This window comes from Candidatus Woesearchaeota archaeon, from assembly GCA_030651135.1.
In the GTDB taxonomy this organism is placed as follows: domain Archaea; phylum Nanobdellota; class Nanobdellia; order Woesearchaeales; family JACPBO01; genus JACPBO01.
The window spans coordinates 18,457-39,176 of sequence record JAUSCS010000010.1 but is presented as its reverse complement, the minus strand read 5'-3'; the positions used below and the strand labels follow the sequence as shown (position 1 = coordinate 39,176).

General features: G+C 37.7%; 21 protein-coding genes. 9 read left to right on the top strand and 12 right to left on the bottom strand.

Annotated elements, in window-relative coordinates; translation table 11 throughout:
• Position 1: 1 nt before the first annotated feature.
• Both Q7J54_05655 and Q7J54_05650 read right to left on the bottom strand, forming a co-directional pair.
• Positions 2-1,339, bottom strand: coding sequence for a nicotinate phosphoribosyltransferase (locus Q7J54_05655; GenBank protein ID MDO8741028.1), 1,338 nt, complete (start codon positions 1,337-1,339; stop codon positions 2-4).
• Positions 1,340-1,471: 132 nt separating this feature from the next.
• On the bottom strand, positions 1,472-2,131 hold the full coding sequence (locus Q7J54_05650) for an NUDIX domain-containing protein (GenBank protein MDO8741027.1): 660 nt from the start codon (positions 2,129-2,131) through the stop codon (positions 1,472-1,474).
• Positions 2,132-2,217: 86 nt separating this feature from the next.
• On the opposite strand from Q7J54_05650, the gene Q7J54_05645 reads away from it, so the two are divergent.
• Positions 2,218-2,385, top strand: coding sequence for a hypothetical protein (locus Q7J54_05645; GenBank protein MDO8741026.1), 168 nt, complete (start codon positions 2,218-2,220; stop codon positions 2,383-2,385).
• Position 2,386: 1 nt separating this feature from the next.
• Complete coding sequence (locus tag Q7J54_05640; protein MDO8741025.1) at positions 2,387-3,520, top strand: hypothetical protein; 1,134 nt, start codon at positions 2,387-2,389, stop codon at positions 3,518-3,520.
• Between the two features lie 256 nt (positions 3,521-3,776).
• On the opposite strand, the gene Q7J54_05635 is transcribed toward Q7J54_05640, so the two are convergent.
• A complete protein-coding gene (locus Q7J54_05635; protein MDO8741024.1) occupies positions 3,777-4,406 on the bottom strand; it encodes a hypothetical protein in 630 nt (209 codons plus the stop codon).
• A gap of 124 nt (positions 4,407-4,530) precedes the next feature.
• Here Q7J54_05635 and Q7J54_05630 point away from each other — a divergent pair, with 124 nt between their 5' ends.
• On the top strand, positions 4,531-5,721 hold the full coding sequence (locus tag Q7J54_05630; GenBank protein ID MDO8741023.1) for a helix-turn-helix domain-containing protein: 1,191 nt from the start codon (positions 4,531-4,533) through the stop codon (positions 5,719-5,721).
• Between the two features lie 14 nt (positions 5,722-5,735).
• Here Q7J54_05630 and Q7J54_05625 read toward each other — a convergent pair whose 3' ends face one another.
• Positions 5,736-6,626, bottom strand: coding sequence for an FAD-dependent oxidoreductase (locus Q7J54_05625; protein ID MDO8741022.1), 891 nt, complete (start codon positions 6,624-6,626; stop codon positions 5,736-5,738).
• A 134-nt stretch (positions 6,627-6,760) separates the two neighbouring features.
• A complete protein-coding gene (locus tag Q7J54_05620; protein MDO8741021.1) occupies positions 6,761-7,240 on the bottom strand; it encodes a hypothetical protein in 480 nt (159 codons plus the stop codon).
• A gap of 177 nt (positions 7,241-7,417) precedes the next feature.
• Between Q7J54_05620 and Q7J54_05615 the strand changes: the two genes are divergently transcribed.
• Entirely contained in the window at positions 7,418-9,895 is a 2,478-nt protein-coding gene (locus tag Q7J54_05615) for a DNA-directed DNA polymerase (protein ID MDO8741020.1), read from the top strand.
• A gap of 92 nt (positions 9,896-9,987) precedes the next feature.
• Here Q7J54_05615 and Q7J54_05610 read toward each other — a convergent pair whose 3' ends face one another.
• The 3 genes from Q7J54_05610 to Q7J54_05600 all read right to left on the bottom strand — a co-directional run bounded on the left by Q7J54_05610 (position 9,988) and on the right by Q7J54_05600 (position 12,252).
• Positions 9,988-10,563, bottom strand: a complete 576-nt coding sequence (locus Q7J54_05610; protein MDO8741019.1) for a hypothetical protein — start codon at positions 10,561-10,563, stop codon at positions 9,988-9,990.
• Positions 10,564-10,668: 105 nt separating this feature from the next.
• Entirely contained in the window at positions 10,669-11,322 is a 654-nt protein-coding gene (locus Q7J54_05605; GenBank protein ID MDO8741018.1) for a helix-turn-helix domain-containing protein, read from the bottom strand.
• A gap of 36 nt (positions 11,323-11,358) precedes the next feature.
• Positions 11,359-12,252 carry an NAD(P)H-binding protein gene (locus tag Q7J54_05600; GenBank protein MDO8741017.1) on the bottom strand — a complete coding sequence of 298 codons (894 nt, stop codon included), beginning with the start codon at positions 12,250-12,252 and terminating at the stop codon, positions 11,359-11,361.
• Positions 12,253-12,416: 164 nt separating this feature from the next.
• Between Q7J54_05600 and Q7J54_05595 the strand changes: the two genes are divergently transcribed.
• The 4 genes from Q7J54_05595 to Q7J54_05580 all read left to right on the top strand — a co-directional run bounded on the left by Q7J54_05595 (position 12,417) and on the right by Q7J54_05580 (position 15,422).
• Positions 12,417-12,761, top strand: coding sequence for a dockerin type I domain-containing protein (locus tag Q7J54_05595; GenBank protein MDO8741016.1), 345 nt, complete (start codon positions 12,417-12,419; stop codon positions 12,759-12,761).
• A 164-nt stretch (positions 12,762-12,925) separates the two neighbouring features.
• Positions 12,926-14,371 carry a radical SAM protein gene (locus Q7J54_05590; protein ID MDO8741015.1) on the top strand — a complete coding sequence of 482 codons (1,446 nt, stop codon included), beginning with the start codon at positions 12,926-12,928 and terminating at the stop codon, positions 14,369-14,371.
• Positions 14,372-14,436: 65 nt separating this feature from the next.
• Entirely contained in the window at positions 14,437-15,201 is a 765-nt protein-coding gene (locus tag Q7J54_05585) for a hypothetical protein (protein MDO8741014.1), read from the top strand.
• A gap of 65 nt (positions 15,202-15,266) precedes the next feature.
• Entirely contained in the window at positions 15,267-15,422 is a 156-nt protein-coding gene (locus Q7J54_05580; GenBank protein ID MDO8741013.1) for a hypothetical protein, read from the top strand.
• 30 nt (positions 15,423-15,452) lie between these two features.
• Here the strand turns inward: Q7J54_05580 and Q7J54_05575 are convergent, their stop codons facing one another.
• Entirely contained in the window at positions 15,453-15,989 is a 537-nt protein-coding gene (locus Q7J54_05575; protein MDO8741012.1) for an HD domain-containing protein, read from the bottom strand.
• Between the two features lie 94 nt (positions 15,990-16,083).
• Between Q7J54_05575 and Q7J54_05570 the strand changes: the two genes are divergently transcribed.
• Positions 16,084-17,007 (top strand): hypothetical protein, encoded by a 924-nt coding sequence (locus Q7J54_05570; GenBank protein MDO8741011.1) that lies wholly within the window; start codon positions 16,084-16,086, stop codon positions 17,005-17,007.
• Here Q7J54_05570 and Q7J54_05565 read toward each other — a convergent pair.
• Genes Q7J54_05565 through Q7J54_05555 form a run of 3 tightly spaced genes read right to left on the bottom strand, consistent with a single transcriptional unit; the run spans position 17,004 to position 20,630 of the window.
• Positions 17,004-19,241 carry a hypothetical protein gene (locus Q7J54_05565; GenBank protein ID MDO8741010.1) on the bottom strand — a complete coding sequence of 746 codons (2,238 nt, stop codon included), beginning with the start codon at positions 19,239-19,241 and terminating at the stop codon, positions 17,004-17,006. The genes Q7J54_05570 and Q7J54_05565 overlap by 4 nt on opposite strands.
• On the bottom strand, positions 19,235-20,044 hold the full coding sequence (locus tag Q7J54_05560; protein MDO8741009.1) for a hypothetical protein: 810 nt from the start codon (positions 20,042-20,044) through the stop codon (positions 19,235-19,237). Before Q7J54_05560 ends, Q7J54_05565 begins: the two co-directional genes overlap by 7 nt.
• Before the next feature lie 13 nt (positions 20,045-20,057).
• Complete coding sequence (locus Q7J54_05555; protein ID MDO8741008.1) at positions 20,058-20,630, bottom strand: hypothetical protein; 573 nt, start codon at positions 20,628-20,630, stop codon at positions 20,058-20,060.
• Positions 20,631-20,720: the final 90 nt, after the last annotated feature.

Genomic DNA, 20,720 nt, shown 5'->3' with positions numbered 1-20,720 from the left:
TTTACCCGCCTCCATATTGTTTTGTTAATTGCTCCACTAAATTGTTTAAAGCTGGAGCTAACTCGATAGTGTATTGTTGATCAACTCTAAGCTGTTTTAATTCATCAGGAAGTTTTGCAACTTCTTCCAAGCAGTATTGCCTTGTTTCTTTTAGCTCTCTTCTTTCTCTGACTCTCTGGCCATTAAGAACTGCTTTTTCCAGCAGGGGTTTTCCTTCTATTTGTTCGGTTTCTAAAGCAATTATGTCTTTTTCATATTTTCCCTTATTTTCTATTCTGTAAACTTGTTTTTTGCCAGGCAATGTTCTTTTTTCATTGCTTAATTTGATCTTTGCCCCATCATCATCTTCTACTAGCTTATAGACGCCAGGAATCGCGGCAACTGGCTTGGCTGTTATCATCTCTGTGCCAACACCATAGCCATTAATTGGAGCTCCTGCTTTCACTAAGTCATCTATCTTGTATTCATTGAGATCATTGCTTGCAACTATTCTGGCATAATTAAGGCCCTGCTCATCAAGGATTGCTCTTACTTTTTTTGATAAATCTGCCAAATCCCCGCTGTCAAGCCTTACTGCCCCAAGCTTCCTGCCTTGCTGCTCTAGTTCCTTTGCAACAACTGCGGCATTTCTTGCTCCTTGCAGCGTATCATAAGTATCAATCAGCAAAGTTGGATTGTTCGGAAATGTTTTAGCATAAGCTCTGAATGATTCTAATTCAGTAGGAAAGCCCATTACAAAGCTATGCGCCTGAGTGCCATTTATCGGGATTCCATATTCCTTTCCGGCTTTAACATTTGAAGTTGCTATTGCTCCGGCGATATAAGCGGCTCTTGCTCCCTTTATTGCAGCATCTTCTTCTTGCGCCCTTCTTAAGCCAAAATCAACAACCCCTGCACCATTAGCGGCATTTACAACCCTGTTTGTTTTGGCTGCGATCATTGTTTGAAAATTTATAATATTCAATAAGGCGCTTTCAACAAACTGCACCTGGGTTCTTTTTGCAGTTACCCGTAATATTGGCTCATTTGGGAATATCGGAGTTCCTTCTTTTATTGCATAAACATCTCCTTCAAATTTGAAATCCTTCAAGAACTCCAGAAAATCTTCATTGAAGATCCCTTGTTCTCTTAAGTAAGCTATATCATCTTCCTCGAATCTTAGGTTTGTTAAATAGTCAACAGCATCTTCAATTCCATTGGCTATGAAATACCCCCAGTCCTTTGGAAGTTTTCTTATAAACAGGTCAAATGTTGCAGCATCATCTTTATCGTTATCAAAATAGGCTGCATTCATTGTCAGCTGGTACAGGTCCGTAAGCATTGTTTTGTTTTCTTTCATTTTTTCTCATTTACTTATTGTATTTTATACACTTACTATGATGAAAAAATAACTGAGCTTTTATCTCTTAGTGTATTATATACACTAACAAGTATATAAATATTTCTATACTGCAGAATATATGTCAAAAAATCACAGCATTTTGTATGTTTTAGATTTAAAAGAATAAAGCTTTGCCGGGCGATGAGCTCCTTCCATTTTTGTTTCCGTCAGCCCCTTTAATATCCCTAATTCACCGATCTTCTTCCTGAAATTCCTCTTATCTATCTTTTTATCCAGCACTATTTCATGCGCCTGCTGCAGTTCTGTCAATGTGAACTTCTCAGGCATCATCTGGAATGCAATGTTTGTATTCTGCATTTCAAATCTTAAATGCTGCAGCGCATCGTCAATAATTTTTTTATGGTCGAATGCCAGCTCCGGAAGCCGGTCAATAGGATACCATCTTGCCAATTCCGCATCAGATGTCGAATTAAGCTTTATTTTATCGCCATCTATTAAAGCGAGAAAAGGGATTGTAATAACCCTGCCGCGGAGATCCCTGCCAACATCGCCAAAAGCATGAAGCTTTTTCAGGAAAATATTCTTTACGCCCGTTTCTTCTTCCAGCTCACGCCTTGCGGCATCTTCAAGATTTTCATCTAGCTCTGCAAACCCGCCAGGCAGGGCGTATCTGCCTTTAGAAGGATCGTTTTTTCTTTTTATCAGGAGGATCTTGAGCTCTTTATCCAATATGGTAAAGACTACAGCATCTACTGCAATATAGAACCTGTCTTTTTTAAATTCCTCCATCGATAGTGTAATAAATACAGTAATATTTAAACTTAATCCCAATAATGAAACTACCATAAAGTAGTTAAAAATAGAAAGATTTATAAATGATGAGTGCATCATACTACCCTATGAGGCATAAGTTAAGCGTAACAATAGAGCAGGATCTGATTCTTGGAATAAATGATGCTATGGCCAAAAACAGGCTTTTCAGGAGCAAAAGCCATGTGATTGAAGAGGCTTTAAGAACATATTTTGAAGAGGCAAAACAATAAAATGATCTCAATATTCACAAAAGGAAAACTGATCAAGTATGCTGAAACAAGGCTTTTTGGCAGAAACTTGGCTCCTGAGGATATCGGAAAAATCGAGCTTTATAACGGAAGTCTGCCTTCGTCACTGGAACAGATCATTCGCAGGGAGCATGGTGATTTTGAAAGAGTTGTACAGGAGAATGGGCGTGAACCTATCTATTTTTACGGGCCTCCTTTCGGAAAAGGAACATTGCTTATACCTCAATACAGCGGATTTGGAAGAGGAGAGAGGTACAGGCGGCTGATTGAAGAGTATATTGCAGTTAGCGGAAAAAATATGGAATTTGAAATTCGCCATTTAAACAATAACGAAAGAGATGCAAACATTTACTATGAAAACCACGCCTATGATTTTGTAGCCGGCTTGTTTGTTCCTTCAGAAAAATACAAGGACAGAAGAGTATTCCCGAGTTGTGATATCAAGGATATAAGAAAAATTATTTTTGGCTCAATAGATGCCGTAGCAAAAGCAACCAAGATTATTGCAAAGGGCCAAAGCGAATATCTGGATGCTCAGATAACTGAAATAAAAGGTGAGAAGATATTGAACATAGGCCCTGTTTATGCTGATCAGGCAAAACACATAATATATAAGATGCTTAGGGAATATGCAGCACTAGCGGAAAATGAAGGCAAAAAACTGGAAATTGATTTATTTATGTTTGGTCGTGTAGGCGGCTTAGAGGAGAATATGCAAAGGAATGATCTGGTTTATCCGACAGCAATCATTGATGATGTTGACCTAAAAAACGGAAAAAGATTTGAGTATCCGATGCATAATGTTTTAGCTCAAGGCAAGAGCGAGTTAAATTTCAATGTGCCCACTCTAGTAGATGAGTCTATTGAACAGCTTGAAGAGGCAAGGAAAAATGGCTGCATATGTGTGGAGCTGGAAAGCAGGGAAAGCGCAGAAGCAGTAAATGACGCAAGAAGATGGTTTCACAGGTTTCTTGACATAAACTTTGGGTTTGCGGGCTATGTTTCTGATCTTCCTTTAAAAGGCGATACGCTGGCAGACGAGTATAATTTATACAAAGGGGAACAAGAAACTCTAGGCAGGATAATTGACTTTATAAAACATCATGAGATTAGATGAAAAGGTACAATCATTAATGTCTTATGCCATAGTTTAAAATTAAAGAAATAAAAAAATAATGTCAAAAACCACCCATCACAGATGGATGGCATGTCGCTGCGATCCACCAAATCAGGCGGTTAATTGGAAATGCTCACATTTCCAATTTGCTCAAAAATGCAGACATTTTTGACATTTGAGCACACCAAAATTTCACATATTGATCTGTGGTTTACGGAGTAAACCACCATTCAGAGAATGGTGGAATTTTCAGTGTTTAAAATTTACCATTAACGCTGACTGTATACATATTGCTGTTCTTCCCTACTGCAGGATCCATGTCCCTTATAGCATATTCTACAGCCAATTTGATCTTTTCAGCCAGAGGAAGCTCAATGCCAACTCCGATTCTGTTCTCCCTCAAACTTCCATCTGCATTAGATATGAAAGCCAGATCGTAAGCATACGGCGCCATCCTTATATCGCCAAGCTTTACAGGTCTTGCTATCTTAACAAAAGGCTCTGTCAATGATGTCTTTGCATCAAGATTGTATTCTTCGGTCAGAGCGCCAACTAATGCAGTATTGCCCATCTTCTTGGAAGTGGAAACTGTTAAAAAAGCAATATCACTGTCGCTGCTGCCCACTCTTCTGTTGCAAACAGCAGGCGATAATGCCAGATACTTGCCAACTGTGAAGTCAAAGCCAATCTTTTCTTCATCATAATAATTATCGCCTTTCTTCCACCTGTCTTCCGTGCGAACCCAGACTCCAACTTTGTCTGTTATTTTAGCGGATGTTTGTGTTATTGCCCTATATTCTGTTTCATCAGCGCAAAGCATTGAAGCAAGGCATAACAGCCCTAAACCTGCCGATGCCGCACGAACCGCATTTTTTAATGTTTTCATTTTATTTGCCTCCCTTTTTATTTATTATAACCATCTTAGAGTAGTAATAAGTATATAAACATTACCTCACCCTTAGGGGGGAGAAATAATAAAGTTTATATATAAGATCTGCTTTTGTACTGCGATGGACATCGGGCTGCTGGAGGAAATAGGGCTGACAAAGTCGGAAATAAGCGTTTATTTGGCATTGCTTGAGTTAGGTAGCTGTACAACCGGAAAGATAGTTGATAAATCGGGGGCTTCGAGTTCAAAAATATATGAGATCCTGGAAAGATTAATGCAAAAAGGATTAGCGAGTGTTGTTGTCGAAAGGGGGATAAAACATTTTGAAGCAGCACCTCCAGAAAGGATATTGGATTATCTGAAAGAAAAGAAGTTAAGGCTTGAGGAATCTGAAAATAATGTGAGGAAGATTCTTCCCGAACTGCAGCTAAAGCAGACCCTTGCAAAATACAGGACAGAAGCAACTCTGTTCAGGGGAATGAAAGGCCTGGAGACTGCATTTAACGACATATTCAAAACTTTGAAAAAAGGAGATATTGTTTATGCATTCGTAGTTGGGGAGCAGGATGAAAAACTGGGCCAATTCTTCCAAAAACATTACGAATTAAGGGCAAAGAATAAGATAAACTCGAAAACAATATTTTCAGATGCCGGAAAAAAATATTATGAAACGAGAAAAAAGATAGTTGCCTTCGAAGGAAAAATTCTTGCAGAGGCAATGAGTTCGCCAGCAACTGCGAATATATACGGCAATAAGGTCATACTGAGGATGGGCAATTCAACTAATGTCGTTTGCGTGATGATTGAGAACAAGGAACTGGCAGATTCTTTCAAAGAGCAGTTCAATGCATTATGGAATCAGGATATATATGTTTACAGGGGATTTGAAGAAGTGACTGAAAAATTCAGTTCCATGCTAGACCATCTGAAGTCAGGAGAAAAATATTATGTCCTCGGCGCATCATACGGAAAAGGAGGCGAGAAATTAAAGAAATGGTTTTTCAAATATCACAAAGTTAGGATAAAAAGAAATATTGGGCTGAAAGTGTTAAGCTCGCATGAAGACTATTCAGATATTGCTAAGGAGTTCACGCAGTCAGGCGATCCAGAACTTAAAATTTCGGAGATAAGAAGGCTTCCACCTGAACTTACAAGCCCCATGCAGATTAACCTCTACAAAAACAACAAGGTGCTTATTTTTCTTTGGGGGGATGAATTGAGATGCATAGAGATAGAATCAGATATTCTTTACAGAAACTTTAAAAACTACTTTGATGTGCTATGGGAAAAAGCAGAAACAGGAAATGTTTGAGAAGCTGCAGCGTGTTATTTCATCTCTTCATAAACAGAATTCGCAGCAACAGCGCCTTCAGCGCAGGCTGTTATTATCTGCTTCATCTGGTTGTTTGTCACATCGCCTGCTGCATAGATGCCTTTTATGCTTGTTTTTTGGGCCTTATCAACAATCATGTGATTGGTGCTGTCTAATGCAACGCCGAGTTTTGATGCAAATGCAGAGCACGGCTCTGATCCGATCTCAACAAACACCCCGTCAACCTTAAGGTCTTTTCCATTATCAAAAATAACACTTGTGACAAATTTATCTCCCTTTATTTCTGCAATGTTTGCATTGTTTATTATCTTTATTTTTTTGTTTTTTGATATTTGGGCGACTAAAATCGGGTCTGCCCTTAGTTTTTCCTTTCTGTAAATGATATGAACTTCCTTTGCGTATTCCGCCAATAACTGGGCAGCTCTTGCAGCTGAATTATTCCCGCCGACAACAGCAACAGCCTTGTTTCTGAAGAATGCAGCATCGCATGTTGCGCAGTAGCTTACGCCCTTGCCTGTGAATTCTTTCTCGCCCTTTACATCAAGTTTCCTTCTCACTGTGCCGCATGCAAAGAGCGTGTTTTTCGATTCATAAGTTTTATTTTCATTGGTTTTTATTTTGAAAAAGCCCTTTTTGTTTTCAACATCAACAACTTCATTTTCAACAATTTCAACGCCAAGAGCAGTAACTTGATCCTTGAAATTTTTCATCAGATCAATGCCGGAAATGGATTTATAGCCAGGCCAGTTCTCTATTTTGTGGGCTTCGACTATTGCGCCGCCAACTTCTTTTGTTATGATCAGGGTCTTTAGCATGAATCTGGCTGCATAGATCGCTGCGCTCAGGCCAGCTGGCCCGCCTCCGATTATTATTAGATCGTACATAAGAAAGGGGTAAAGTGGCTTTGTTTTTAAAACTTACCATATGAGTGTGTCTAATTAATAATGTTAATTTCTTAACTCTTATATATGGCCTAACAAGATGGTTGCTTATAGCAATATTTAGGTGATTTTCTTTATTAGTTTTTATACCGCTCGTGAGATGTATGCCCCCAAACCCAAAAAGCATATAAAGCTTCTTTGAAAGTTTTGCCTGTTTTTGCCCTATAAATTTCGTAACCTAAACTTATAATGCTCGGGATTAAAAGTACAGCAGAGTCTAATTCATTAATATCCTGTTTGTTTATCACCTCAGCAATATTCGCAAATGCTTTGTATAACAAAGTTGCATGGGCATAGAGCCTAATTGGAAGCCGCGTAGCATGATAAAATAAGTTCATAATTCTGTCATCCCTATCGATGTCATCTCTCAAAATGCTATCAAGATTTTCGTCTAACTTATCATTTATGCATCTCAACGATGTCGGTATAGCTAAGTTTCCGATGGTGCCTTCTATGTAGCCCATAACTAACCCCCCAATACCTCCAATTCCTCCAGCAAGAATTAAATCTCCTCTCGAATATTTTCTTTCGGTTTGTTTTGAAGATTTTTTATTCATAGCCTCAGGAATAGACTTGTATTTTTAAATTTAGTGTTTCTATTTTTTCCATTATCTTCATAAATTTCCAAAAAACCTAAGTATCGGATAACTAATAAAATAACCGATACCGATATGTCTGTTTTTCCACTATCTTTATAAATCTCTGTCGATTAACATATGTTATAAGGGGGTAATATGGTTACAGTGCAGTTTTTTCCGATCGACATAGAATACAAGGTTGTCAATGAGAAGCCTGTCATTTACATATTCGGAAGAACAATTGAGGGGGCATCGATCTGCGTCAAAGACAGCAATTTTGAGCCTTACTTTCTGATTATTGCAAAACGGGGAACAAACAAAGATAGTTTGAGGAAGAAGCTTGAGCAAATAGAGATTGAGGGAGAAGAAAGAAAATACAGGATAACTAAAACAGAGCTGATCAATAAAAAGCTGCTTGGAAAGGAAATTGAGGCAATAAAAGTTTATACAAATATTCCTGCCGCAGTATCTGTTATCAGGGAACAAATAAAGATATGGGATGATGTTGAAGGAGTTTATGAAGCAGACATACTTTTTACAAAGAGATATCTTATAGACAAGGGAATCACGCCGCTTGCTCTGGTCAAGGTTGAGGGTGAATTTGTAACAGAAAGAATCAAAGTCCCTGTTCTGGAAGCGAAAAATATTGCGCAGTTTGGCGAGGAGTCTGTTGCAGATTTCAAAATTTTAGCGTTTGACATTGAAACATACAATCCATACGGCAAGAATGTTGATATGGAAAAAAACCCGATAATAATGGTTAGCTTTTACGGAAAGGATTTTCAGAAAGTGATAACGTGGAGAAGGTTCAGGACAGAGGAAAAGTACATTGAATTTGTTGACAGCGAGCTTGAGCTGATTGAGCGCTTCAGGGACACAATTGAAAGATACAAGCCAGAGCTTTTAGTGGGCTATTATTCTGACGGGTTTGACCTGCCTTATCTTGAAGCAAGAGCCAGAAAATATAAGATAAAGCTCGATCTTGGAATGGATCATTCAGGCATCAAGATAACAGTGGGAAGAAAAACACTGGCGCAGATAACTGGCCTGGTTCATATTGATATTTTTAAATTTGTGCTGAAGGTTATCGGCAGGGCAATGGAAACTGATTATTATGATCTTGATTCTGTTGCGAATGAGCTTCTGGGAGAGGGAAAAAAGGATGTTGAGCTTGACAAGCTTGCCGAGGCATGGGACAAAGACCATGAAAAGCTTGAGGAATTCTGCAAATACAACTTAAGGGATTCTTTTTTAACTTACAGCATATGCGAAAAGGTGCTTCCGAATCTTATTGAGCTTGTCAAGATAACAGGCTTTCCGATTTTTGATGTTGAAAGGATGCCTTTCTCTCTTTTGGTTGAAGCTTATATGATGAAGCAGAGCAAGAACTTCAATGAAATAATAATGAACAGGCCAACTCATGACGATATTGTGGAGAGGAAAACGCATAGCTATAAGGGTGGATTTGTTTATGAGCCGACTCCTGGATTGTACAAAGACATTGTTGTTTTTGATTACCGCAGCCTTTATCCAACAATAATAAGCAGCCACAATATTGATCCTGGAATGATGGACTGCGACTGCTGCGAGGGAAAAGCCGAGCCGACTCCAACAGAAGGAAGCGAGCAAAAACACTGGTTCTGCAAAAACAGGAAAGGATTTATTCCTTCAATAATGGAAGACCTGATAACAAGAAGAATGAGAATCAAAGAGCTGATAAAAAACAAGGGCAAACATATTCTGCTGGATGCCAGGTCTGAAGCATTAAAAGTGCTGAGCAATTCTTTTTACGGCTATCTGGGATTTTTTGGAGCGCGATGGTATAATCTTGAATGCGCTCAGTCTGTAACAGCATGGGGCAGATATTACATCCATAAGGTCATTGACAAAGCAAAAAAAGACGGTTTTAATGTTATTTATTCCGATACAGACTCGGTGTTTTTAACATTGGATGGAAAAACTAAAAATGATGCTGAACAATTTTCAGAAAGGATAAATGTAGATCTTCCAGGATTGATGGAGCTCGGGTATGAAGGATATTACCCTGCTGGAATTTTTGTTTCTGCAAAGATGACGGGGTATGGGGCGAAGAAGAAATATGCATTGCTGCCTGAAGACGGAAAAATAAAGATAAAAGGATTTGAAACAGTCAGGAGGAACTGGAGTGTTGTTGCAAAGGAAACGCAGGAGAATGTCCTCAATATTATTTTGAAAGAGAACAATAAGGAGAAGGCATTCAATTATGTGCAGGGCGTTATAGCTGATTTAAAAGCTAAAAAGGTTCCTCTCTATAAGGTTGTCATTTATACGCAGATGCAGAAGGAGATTAAAGGTTATGATTCAATTGGCCCGCATGTTGCTGTTGCGAAAAGAATGGAGCAGAAAGGCATTCCTGTCGGAGCTGGCTCAATGATAAAGTATGTTATTGCGAAAAGCAAAGAGAACTCTTCAAAGGAATCGATAAGCGAGAGGGCAAGGCTGCCTGAAGAAGTGACAGAAGAGGATTACGATCCAGATTACTATATCAAAAACCAGGTTGTTCCCTCAGTTGAGAAGATCTTTGAGGTTCTGGGCTATAGAAAAGAGGATTTTCTTGAAAGCAAGGAGCAGCATAAATTAGATAGGTTTTTTTAATTGAGTTGATTTAATTATTCTTCCATTATTATTTTTCATTTCATGCCTCTATATTATTTGATTACTATTTTCGTTGTAATGATATCAATATATTACAAAGTTATTCTTGACAACCGACACTGTTTCTTAATATAGTCTGACATTATCTCTGTATCCCATACACTTCCAAATAATCCTAAAGTATCTTCACCATATTGGGTATTCTCTAGTGCTTTTTCAAATTCTTTCAAATTTTTTGGTTGAACCTTGACCTTATCTTTATATATCTCTTCTAACATCAGATAACCTTCTAAATCTAATTCTTCTCTTAGCAGTTTCAGACATTTAATCATTGCTTCTCCTTTTGTTTTAAATGGTTCTTGAGTCTTGATTTTTTGCTCGTACCAAATAGGACTCCAATATTTCAATTTTGATTTATTGGTTTCTAATTTTTTCCTTAATTCCACAGGATATATGTTGAATCCTGATGATTGCCCTCTTTTTATCACATAACGATTCGCTATCTTTTGTACCCTATACATGATATCTATATTTTGCCAATTACTCTTATGCCTGATGGATGTTCTGAAAAGACCATAACTAAATTGATTCTCTATAAATTGGATACCGATACCAGCTGGCGGGTGATATTTATTAAATTGCGTTCGTGCTATATATGCGACATCCATTTTCTTTGCCTCCATATTATTTAATTACTATTAAGTAAGAAACAGTTACTATATCTAATTTTACCCTAATATATTTGGGTATTTAAGGCCATAATTGCCATTTAGCTATTCTATTGCCTTTATTATGTCGGGCATCAGCTTTTTCTCGGCCTTCTTAATATGCTCGCAGAATGTAGGAGCGGATACTTTCATGATCTCAGCTAGCTTCTCCATGTTCGTTCTTTTGGGAAAATCATAAAATCCGTTTTCAAAGGCAAGCTCAATTGCTCTTTTCTGGTTAGGAGTCAGCTTAGGCATCAGATGAGGGTAATACACATCAGTTAATTTTGTCTGCTGGATCTTCAGGATTTCAGTATTTTTTATTTCTTCTTTAACATTGTTAATGAATTCCATCAATATGTCTTTTCTCCAAGAGGCAACTTCCCATGTTTCATAGCCGCTTTTATCAACAAAAACAGGCTTAACAAAAATTAGCTTTTCTGTTTTAAATGTTGAGGGAACTTTCTCTTTTCTCACCTCAATGCAAAAGAACGAATTCCCTTCTATTTCAAGATTTTTTATTCTTTTGTCTTTTTTTAAGTCTTTTAAAAATTTTTTAATGCTTTCTTCATCGCCATGAACAGTATGTATCTGCGGAGAATAAGTAATGCCTTTTTCCTGATAAATGTTAAAGGAAATTCCAGTGTCAACAACATTAAAATCCTTGCACCTGCTTCCTATGATGCAGTCGTGCTTTAGCTTTATCTTTGCGATCCACATAACCCGAATATATTAGGGTTTAGTATAAATATCTTTCTATAAAGATAATGCATTCCTTATTGCGCTCCCAAAATCCAAAGGCTCTCTCTTAAAAATATCTTTGATCTTTCTTTCCCTGCAATACATATCTATCTTCAGGCTCTTTGCAAGCTCGATTGTTTCTTTATATGGCGTATTTGCCAGAATAGATATGTAAAGCGCAGTTGATCTCAGCAAATAAAAGGGAAGAATGATGTGCGGCCTTCTTTTTTTAATGGCTTTTTCTATTTCTCCCAGTATTTCTTCATAAGCATACCCTTTTCCAACACCAATCTCAATGATTTTATTAATTGTTTTTTTATTTTTTAATGAATCAATCAAATAAAACAAAACATCATCTAAGGCAACAGGCTCCATTTTTGTTTTCGCCCATTTTGGAAGAAAAATGATTGGAAAGTATTTTGCAGTCAAATACAAAGTCCTGAACGGAAGGCTTTTCATGCCGATAATCATGCCTGCTCTGAAAATAGTGTATTGAATGCCGCTGTTTATTATTTCGTTTTCAAAAATCCATCTTCCTTTGAGATGCTCTGATTTTGCATCCTTTGCCGCCATCAGGCCGCTCATGTAGATTATTCTCTTGACGTTGTTCTTTCTGCATGCTTTGGCAAGGTTAAGGGCAGCTGTTTTTTCAGTTGCGAGCAAATTTCCCCTGTTTTTTTGAATGCCCATTGTGTGGACGAGGCAGTAAACAATATCTATGTTTTTTGCTGCAGCATACAGTGAATCCAAATCAAGCAGATCGCCGACAGCAATATAGCATTTGGCTGAAAAACGTGATGAGTCCTCTTTTTTTCTCACGAGGCACCTTATACTGTGCTTTGTCTTAGACAGCTGTTTTAACAGTTCGCCTCCAAGAAAGCCTGTTGCGCCCGCTATAAGGATGTTCATCAAGGCGGAGTAGTTTGATTTTTATTTAAACTTTTCCGAAAAATGGCATTAGTTAAACCATTGGAAGCATTGTCATAAATTAGATAGGTTTTTCTAGAAAAACAGAAATGTATATATATGTCCTCTTCCAGAATACAAGATATCAATTAAAAAAGGTGATGAATATGAAATGGAACGCTTTGTTTTTGATGGCAGCGCTGATTCTTGCTGTTTTTTTTGTTGCTGCTTGCAGTACAACAGGAGAGGCCGCTTATTTAAGCGGACAGAGAGTGAGTTGCATAAAAAATTCGACAATTGGCGATGTAAATTCTGATAAAGTAATTAGCTCTACAGACGCCGCGATGATATTTAACATGTATCTTGGCAAAATACCAACACCCCCCAATAAATGCTGTGCTGATGCAAATAAAGACGGAAAAATTACACCAGGAGATGCCTTATTAGTCACAAATTATTATCTGGGCTATAATCAAACCAATTCAACGGGTTTTGTGGGAAATAAGTGCTAATGAAGGGCTTTTTTTATTTTTTTTCTTTTAATTAACGATCTGAACCATTGACTTATATTTGAGTTTTCTTTATTGCATCATCTGAATTTATCGGATTTCTTTTATTTTTATCGACACTCGTTCACAATATTTATATATGCGAATTTCAATCTTTAACAAAAAAGATGGAAAAAACAGAAAGCAAAAAAATAATATTTGTAGAGCCCCGCGGATCAGCTGCAAATGTGTTCTCGAGCCAGATGACGCTTCCGCTGCTCGGCCCGGTATATCTTGCAACAATGCTTAAGAATGAAGGATATAATGCAAGAGTATACAATGAGAATCTTCTTGGAAGAGATGTAGCCATGCACGAGCTTGATGCTGATATCTTATGCATTACCGGATTAACATCAACAATTGAGAGAGGCTATGAGATTGCAAAGGATTTCAAGGCATCAAGGCCAGAGGGAAAAGTGATAATAGGCGGCATACATGCGTCATTCATGAAAGAAGAGGCTGCCAAGTATGCTGATAATGTTGTTATCGGGGAAGGCGAGGATGTAATACTGGATTTGATTAAAAATGGCTCATCAGAAAAATTCATTCATTCCAGGCAGTTAAGTGATTTGAGCAGCTTGCCAGCGCCGGATTTCACAGTTCTTAAAAATTATCAGGGAATGAGCATGACTCCCATAATGACATCAAGAGGATGCCCATTTGGATGCAATTTTTGCTCTGTGACTGCAATGTTCGGCAGAAAGTACAGGACGAACAGCGCTGAGCAGGTTATCAAAGAATTCAGAAACATCAAAACAAAAACTGCATTCTTTTATGATGATAATCTTTGCGCGGACAAGCAAAGGTCTTATGAAATTTTCAACATCATTGCAAAAGAGAACCTTGGAATTAAATGGTCAGCTCAGGTAAGATGCGATGCTGCACAGGACAACAGGCTGCTTAAAAGAATGGCAGATGCAGGGTGCGACAGGGTCTTTATCGGGTTTGAATCAGTCAATTCAAGGACATTAAAAGGATATAAAAAAAATCAATCTCTGGATGATATTGTGCTCGCAATTAAAAGGTTTCACGAGTACGGAATAAAGATTCATGGCATGTTTGTGCTTGGCTCTGACGAGGATGATAAGTCCATATTCAACGCTACAAATGACTTTTCCAATGCCCAGGACATAGACTCTGTCCAATACTCGATCCTTACGCCGCTGCCAGGCACTCCGGTCTATAATATGCTTGCAGCGCAAAAAAGGCTGCTGCACAGGGTATGGGAATATTATGACGGAATGCATGTTGTTTTCAGGCCCAAACTGCTTTCTCCCATGGAATTGCAGCAGGGAATAATTGATTCTTACAAAAAGTTTTACACATCAACAAAGCTGCTGAAAGGCGCATTAAATGTGTTTTATGACCAAACAATAAACCGCGTTTCTTCTGCCCTCGGAGGGCTGAAAAAGTATGCTCCGAAAAACTGCGATACAACGCTGCTTGGCAAGGTGATAATCCGCAGATGGCTCAATCTGAACAAGTCTTACTTGGATTACCTGAAGCGCATTAAAACTGCTTATGAAGGAAGCAAATTAAAAATTAACGCCCCTGTGTCAAGTCATTCCTTATAGCAACCTCTAAATTCATTGGCCTTTTTCCGAAAAGCTTATTAATTTCATGATTATTCTCTTTAAATATGAGGGCGGTGGCTGAAAAGAAAGGTGTTTCGCTAGACTCATACTGTTCTTTGGTAGACACGTGTCTTAAGGATGCAAAGGTTTCTTTTATAGTACATGATGGGTGGCTTAATTTGAATATTTATGGAAGAGACGAATTTGTTAAAATGGTTCAACAAAAGGCAAGAGATGGTGTAAAGACAATATTTCTGACTCAGAAGTATGTGGTTGAAAGAAAAGGCAAGCCTGCTTCTGAGACACTACCATCTCTTATCGGAGAAAGACATCATGATATACAATTATTTGGTAACTTATATTTTTTCTGTTACACAAGGCGGCCAAAAAAGCTACATTGCATTATAGCAGACAACAAGGTTGCAATTGTTGAAAGCCTGCATCATGAAACAGATGATAACAGATGTTTTAGACCATATAATTCATCAGACATAGCAAGTGCTTTGCATTATTATGTTATGGAACAACTTGCAAGCAGAGATACAGGACCAAGTTATAGTGATGATTATACAATCATCGATGATTTATCTTATAAAATACTAAAATGGTGCAACGGTAAGTTTAAACAAAAAGAGCTTCAATATGCTGAAAAAAATCCGTTTAAATGGATAGACGATGTTGTTTCTGATATGTTGTCTGCTATAGAGCCAGCGAAACTGAAATTCTATAAAGAATACCGTGATAGCCAAATTAAGTTAGGACCTAGAAAATTTCATGATGATGAGGGAATGGTAACCGGACCCTCATGTGAACTTGCTTGCTCTGAATAAAATACTTTTTAAGATTTAGCAAATTTTCCGAAAGTTTTATATACATATTTTACTATAGAGTTAAATTGATGGGGTTGGAATTCAATTTCTTTAATAGCGTGGAGCATCTGGAGCCGAAGTGCCCGAAATGCATGGTTAAGATAGAGTACGGAATAAATACAGAATACATTGAAGGAAAGAAAGCACATGTGTGCTTAAAGTGCGGGTTTATTCTAAAATAAGTTTTATTTTTATAGTTTTAAACTAAATAATTAATATGATCCCATCAATTTTATAGCCTTTTTATACATCGGGAGTACAATTTTTTTAGCTTTTTTAGATGAAATTCTGCCATACATCCAATCAAATTTTCTTTTGATTTCTTCTTTTGTAAATCCTTTTGTTTTAATCCAATTTACATGCCTCTCTGCATTATTTTCAAAGTAGCTTATAGAATCAGCGTCTTTGATAATGTTTTGGTCTTCAGTTCCGCCATTTTCGTGCTTTGAGATGAGCTCTTCAACCCTTTTTGCGAATTTTTCATCAGCGCCTTCTTTAATTAAAAAATCGTATATTATCTTCCCGCCTTCTTTTTGATGAGTTTCAAGAATTTCTCCGCTTGCAAAACTTTTCTCTTCGGCGTTTTCTTTTCTGAATGCTCTCTCAATATCGTGGGCATATGCTGCAATCAACATAGCTTCATCTGCTTCTGGTTTCAAATATTTGACCCAGTAAATAGTCCTTTCAAAATGGGCCACATTCTTTTTCTTAAACGCCTTATTAACAAATTGCTTTACTTTGTCCAGCATACTAATTAAAATAAGCAAATTGTATAAATAGTTATTGGTATAAAAACCGGTTTAAACAAAAACGTTTAAATATCCAGACACTAAAATAAAACCAATGGCTGATGCAAAGCTTGTAAAGTACATAAAAGAGCAGTTAAAAAGAGGTTATACAGAAGATCAGGTTAAAAGCTATCTTCTTAATTACGGCTATAACATAAATGCTGTGAACGAGGCGATTGATCAGGCAGTCAGCAGAAAGCCGAACTTTATGCCGCTGCTGATCATAATATCTGTCCTTATTGTAATTGGGCTTGCAGCCTATTTTTTAATTACAACGCTTGAAAAGCAGCCGATTTCTGAGCAGCCTGGCTATATTCCGCCAACGCAGCCTACGCCAACACCGCCGCCAACAACTACTCCGACAACTCCACCGACTACGCCGACAACAACACCTGCGCCTACGCCAACACCTGCTCCGACTCCTGTGCCAACACCTACACCAACTTCAGGCATTACAATCGAGAAAATAAAAGAAATGGCAAAAAGAAGCCCTGATGATGCTGCTGACAATTGCATAAAATTAGAGGATTCAAGGGATATTGATGACTGCTACAGGGCAGTTGCTGAAACAGCCAACAGCAGCGTTTATTGCAGCAGAATAGCTAAAGTGTTTTCAAAGGATTCCTGCTATGTTGCATTCATTTTAATGGGCGACTACAGCATGTGCGAAGACATAACTGATTCTTATTATAAAAACAGCTGTGAAACATTGAAGAAGCTGGAATTGACGCAGCAGCTGATCGCAGAGAACAGGACAAGCGAGATTGCGGAGATGTATAACATAACAATAACCACTTCTAAAAGCAAGCTTGACAGGATCATAGATTATGTTGATGAAGGCAAGACAAATGAGCAGATTGCGACTGCAATAAACGAAGAGCTTACTCCTTCTTATAATAATGTTCTGAACGCGATAAGAAATGCAGTTGCAGAAGGAAAGACAAGCGAAGAGATAAAAACTATGATAGAAGGCGGTTAAGAAAACTTCGGCTCAATAGCTGATCTGTATGTCTCTGAATATTCTTCTATCTTGCCCAATACATCCATGTCATCAACGCAGCCTGGCTTTGGAACTGTAATAATATACATTTCCAGATTATCGTTGTTGTAGAGATTCCATGATCCAATATACCAGCTGCCTGTGTTGTTATTGAGGTACAACCCGCCCAATGGAGCAGGAGTTACATTGATGTCGCGGTCAGGTATTTTTTCATCAACGCAGAGGCAGTGCCAGCATTCGCAGATGTGCTTGCATTCTTTTTGAATTATGAATCCTCTTTTGTCAAGGTAGGTTGCTGTAACTTCGTATTTTCCAGGAACAAGCCTTATCTGCTGAGTGTCTGTTGTAACTGTTGCATTGCTGTAATCAACAATAATAACTTGCTGAAGCTCCTGATCGAAAATATCTTCCTTTACCTTGCTTATACTCATTATAAGAAGCTCATCTGAAGTGAGGGACTGAGCTTGGCCAATGCCAGTGCCATTAACTAAATCGACTAATTTTTTCTTTACACTCACATTGAAGTATTTGAATTCATCCATTTCAACTGTTACATTAGCGCCTTTATTAGGCAGGGTTGTTAAGAGAGTTGCTTTTGGGATAAAACCGTCTTTCTCGAGCAATAAGTAGCCGCCATCACATACTGGCAATTTTCCTACCCAAGAGGATTTATTCGTTGTCAGATTGCGCTGCGTAGCATCATAAGGGCATGCAGAATAATCGCCGCAGCCAAAAGTTATGGAAACTCCCTCTAATGATTGGTATGATGAGCTATTATACGCAATTATTTTTACCTCGCCGCTTATTCTTTGATTTTCATTGCAGAACAATGTTCTCGTCACATTAGGCACTGTTACAGTATATGTTGTATTTGTGGTTGGGTCAAAAACATCATAACTTGAACTTCTATTTTCATTTATGCCATATTCAACTAAATTGTAATCATAAATTCCAATTGTGCCTTTGCCAAGATGCCATTCCAACAAATCTTTATTGTCCCTTAAATTGCCTTCCAATGCAAACATAAACCTGTATCCTTTGTTTCTCAGGGCATTTTTGTCAAATATGGTAACCACAACAGGATATGAAATGTCATAGAAGAATTCATAAGTGTTTGTCTGCGTTGTGCCTGTAATTGGAAAGCTTTGCTTGTCCACTACGGGCTTTAATGGCTGCGGATTGATGTCAAAATAATAGTTCCAGTTCAAGTACGAGTAATCAACGCTGATGTTTGGATATTTTTGGTCGAGCGCATCAAGGAAGAGGGCATTGTAAAGGCCTTGTTCGCCGGGGCTTGTTATCAATGTTGCATTTGCTGTTCCATTTACCCTGATTAGATTTGTATATGGCAAAACATACTGCTGTATTTTCTGATTAACTGATGTAAAGTCCCATGTTACTGTGTAAAACTTATCATCTCTCCAGTATGTTGGAGGCAGCTTATTGAAATCAGCGCCGCCATAAGAGCTTATTAAAAGCTTTAAAATACTTTCAATGCTCTGGTTGTTCGCCTCATTTATCGCCAGAGAAGCTGCAATTGTAAATATCTTTCTGAGGTCAATATCTATTTTAGTCTGAAACTGTTTTATCTGCCTTGTTATATTGTTTTTTGCAATCTCCATCGGATATTCGACATAAACAACAAGATTGTCTCTTGCTATTGTTGTCTCGGTTTTAATGGTTTTTAAATTAAAAGTAAAGCCCTGTTTCTTGAAGACATCAAAATCCTGCAAGCATGGGTTTAAATTCCTGTTGATGTAGTTGCTCAGCTGCAAAGCTACATTATCCAGAGAAGGCGCAAGTGATGAAACAGTGCAGTTTACGCATTTATTATCAGTAGCTAAATACCACCAGTATGGAACTGGGTTTAGGGAATTGGATGATAAGCTGACAGCATCTGAACTTGTTGGATCAGACATCGCCTTGTCCAAGTCAAGATTTACACCGCTTAACGTTGAATCAGCGGGGTCAATATATCCGCCATGCTCGCCTAATTTAGTTAATGCTTCAGTTGCAGTCTTGTCAATGCATGCTTCAACATATTCTTTTATTGGCTGCATTTCAACAGGCACTTTCTCGATTACCCTTTCAGCCTGAGTTTGAGATGGGGCTTTGGCTTGCAGCGATATAAAATAGATTAAAGTGCCTGCTGCAATAACTAATATAAGCCCGACTATCATGAATGCTGTGATCTGGGATTTTTTGTTCAGCATTTTGATGCCGCCTTTCCTGCAGCCAGTGAAAAATATATTCTGCTCCATGAGAGATAAAACAGGATGATTAAGATTGCAATAAGAATCAGAAAATTCCATCTGCTGATTGAATATAAAAAGCCAAAAAGATATGACAAAGCCAGGGGAATTGCAATTATAGCTGATACAGGCAGAAGGAAATAATAAAATTTTAAAACTCCGATCTTAACAGCTTCTTTCATCATTGCAAATATTTTTTTGTCTTTGCTGAAAATTGAATGAAGTATTGCTGTGAAATATAAAAATAAAATAATTTCAATAATAATCAAGTAAGCTGAAATCATGATTTTAAATATGAATGCTGTGATGATGATCAGAATCAGCCAAAGCAGATGCCAGATTAAATCTGTTGATAAAAATTTTATAAAAAATGCTCTGCTTAATTTCTGCTTTAATATCCTACTCCACTGAACAGATTTAAATGCCGAAATTACAAGCACAAAAATTATGAAAAATAAAAACAATGTTGCCAGCGCCTTAAAAAATAATTTTACAATAAACTGCAAATTGAACAAATCTAAGTCTGTAAAGGAAACATCTCTGTTAATGCCTGAAGCATAAGACAGTATTTTTTCAAGCGTAGGATTTATGATGCTTGATAAAGAGAGCTGATTGCTTAAAACAACAGAGAGGAGCTTCAAAAGCAAAAGTATGACAACTATAATGGCTATATCAAGCAGAACATTGTAAAGCAATGCTTTTGGCTTTCTAAAGCTTTCAATAAATGAGCTTTTCCCTATTTTTTTGATAATCCTGCTTTTCATTGTTGCCTCTTTTTTACCAATCTGTCCATGCACTTCCTCCTCCAGTGCTGGTTCCTGTGCTTCCGCCTGATCCTGAAGGTCCGCCTGTGTAAGTTGCTGTTTGGTTCAATATGGGGACAGTTAAAATATTTTCCGGGCCTGATGAACTTGAGTCGCCATAGCCTATTTTTGCCAAATCAAAAAATTCATCAGAGTAGAAGGCAGTAAACCCAGAAGCGCCTGCTGAGATTGAAGCTGTTGTGACAGTAACAATATCGTAATCCGTGTCATTCTGCGAATTGGCAAGCTTGATTGCGAATTGTATATCTTCGCTGAACGGCTGGATGTAATATGAAACTTCATATAATGTTGTGTTGTCAGGAAATGCTGTTTTTTCCGCTTGCAACGCTACTGTAAGCTGCGATAAGTAAATATCCGAGGTTGCTGATCCGCGTTGCGCCTCATCTGTTCCGCCCCATTTCGAGCAGACTTCAAGCTCCCAGTCTTCAACAGCATACCAGTCTGAAATTTCATAAGTTGAGAATGTTGCCGGCATTATGGCTAATAAAAACATTATGGCCAATGTTATTGAAATTGTTTTTTTCATTTTTTAATGCTTGTTTGTATTTTGTTAACCCTACTTAACAATTTGTTAACTCTACTTTACAAATCTTTTTGTTTTTTGCAGATTTATTTT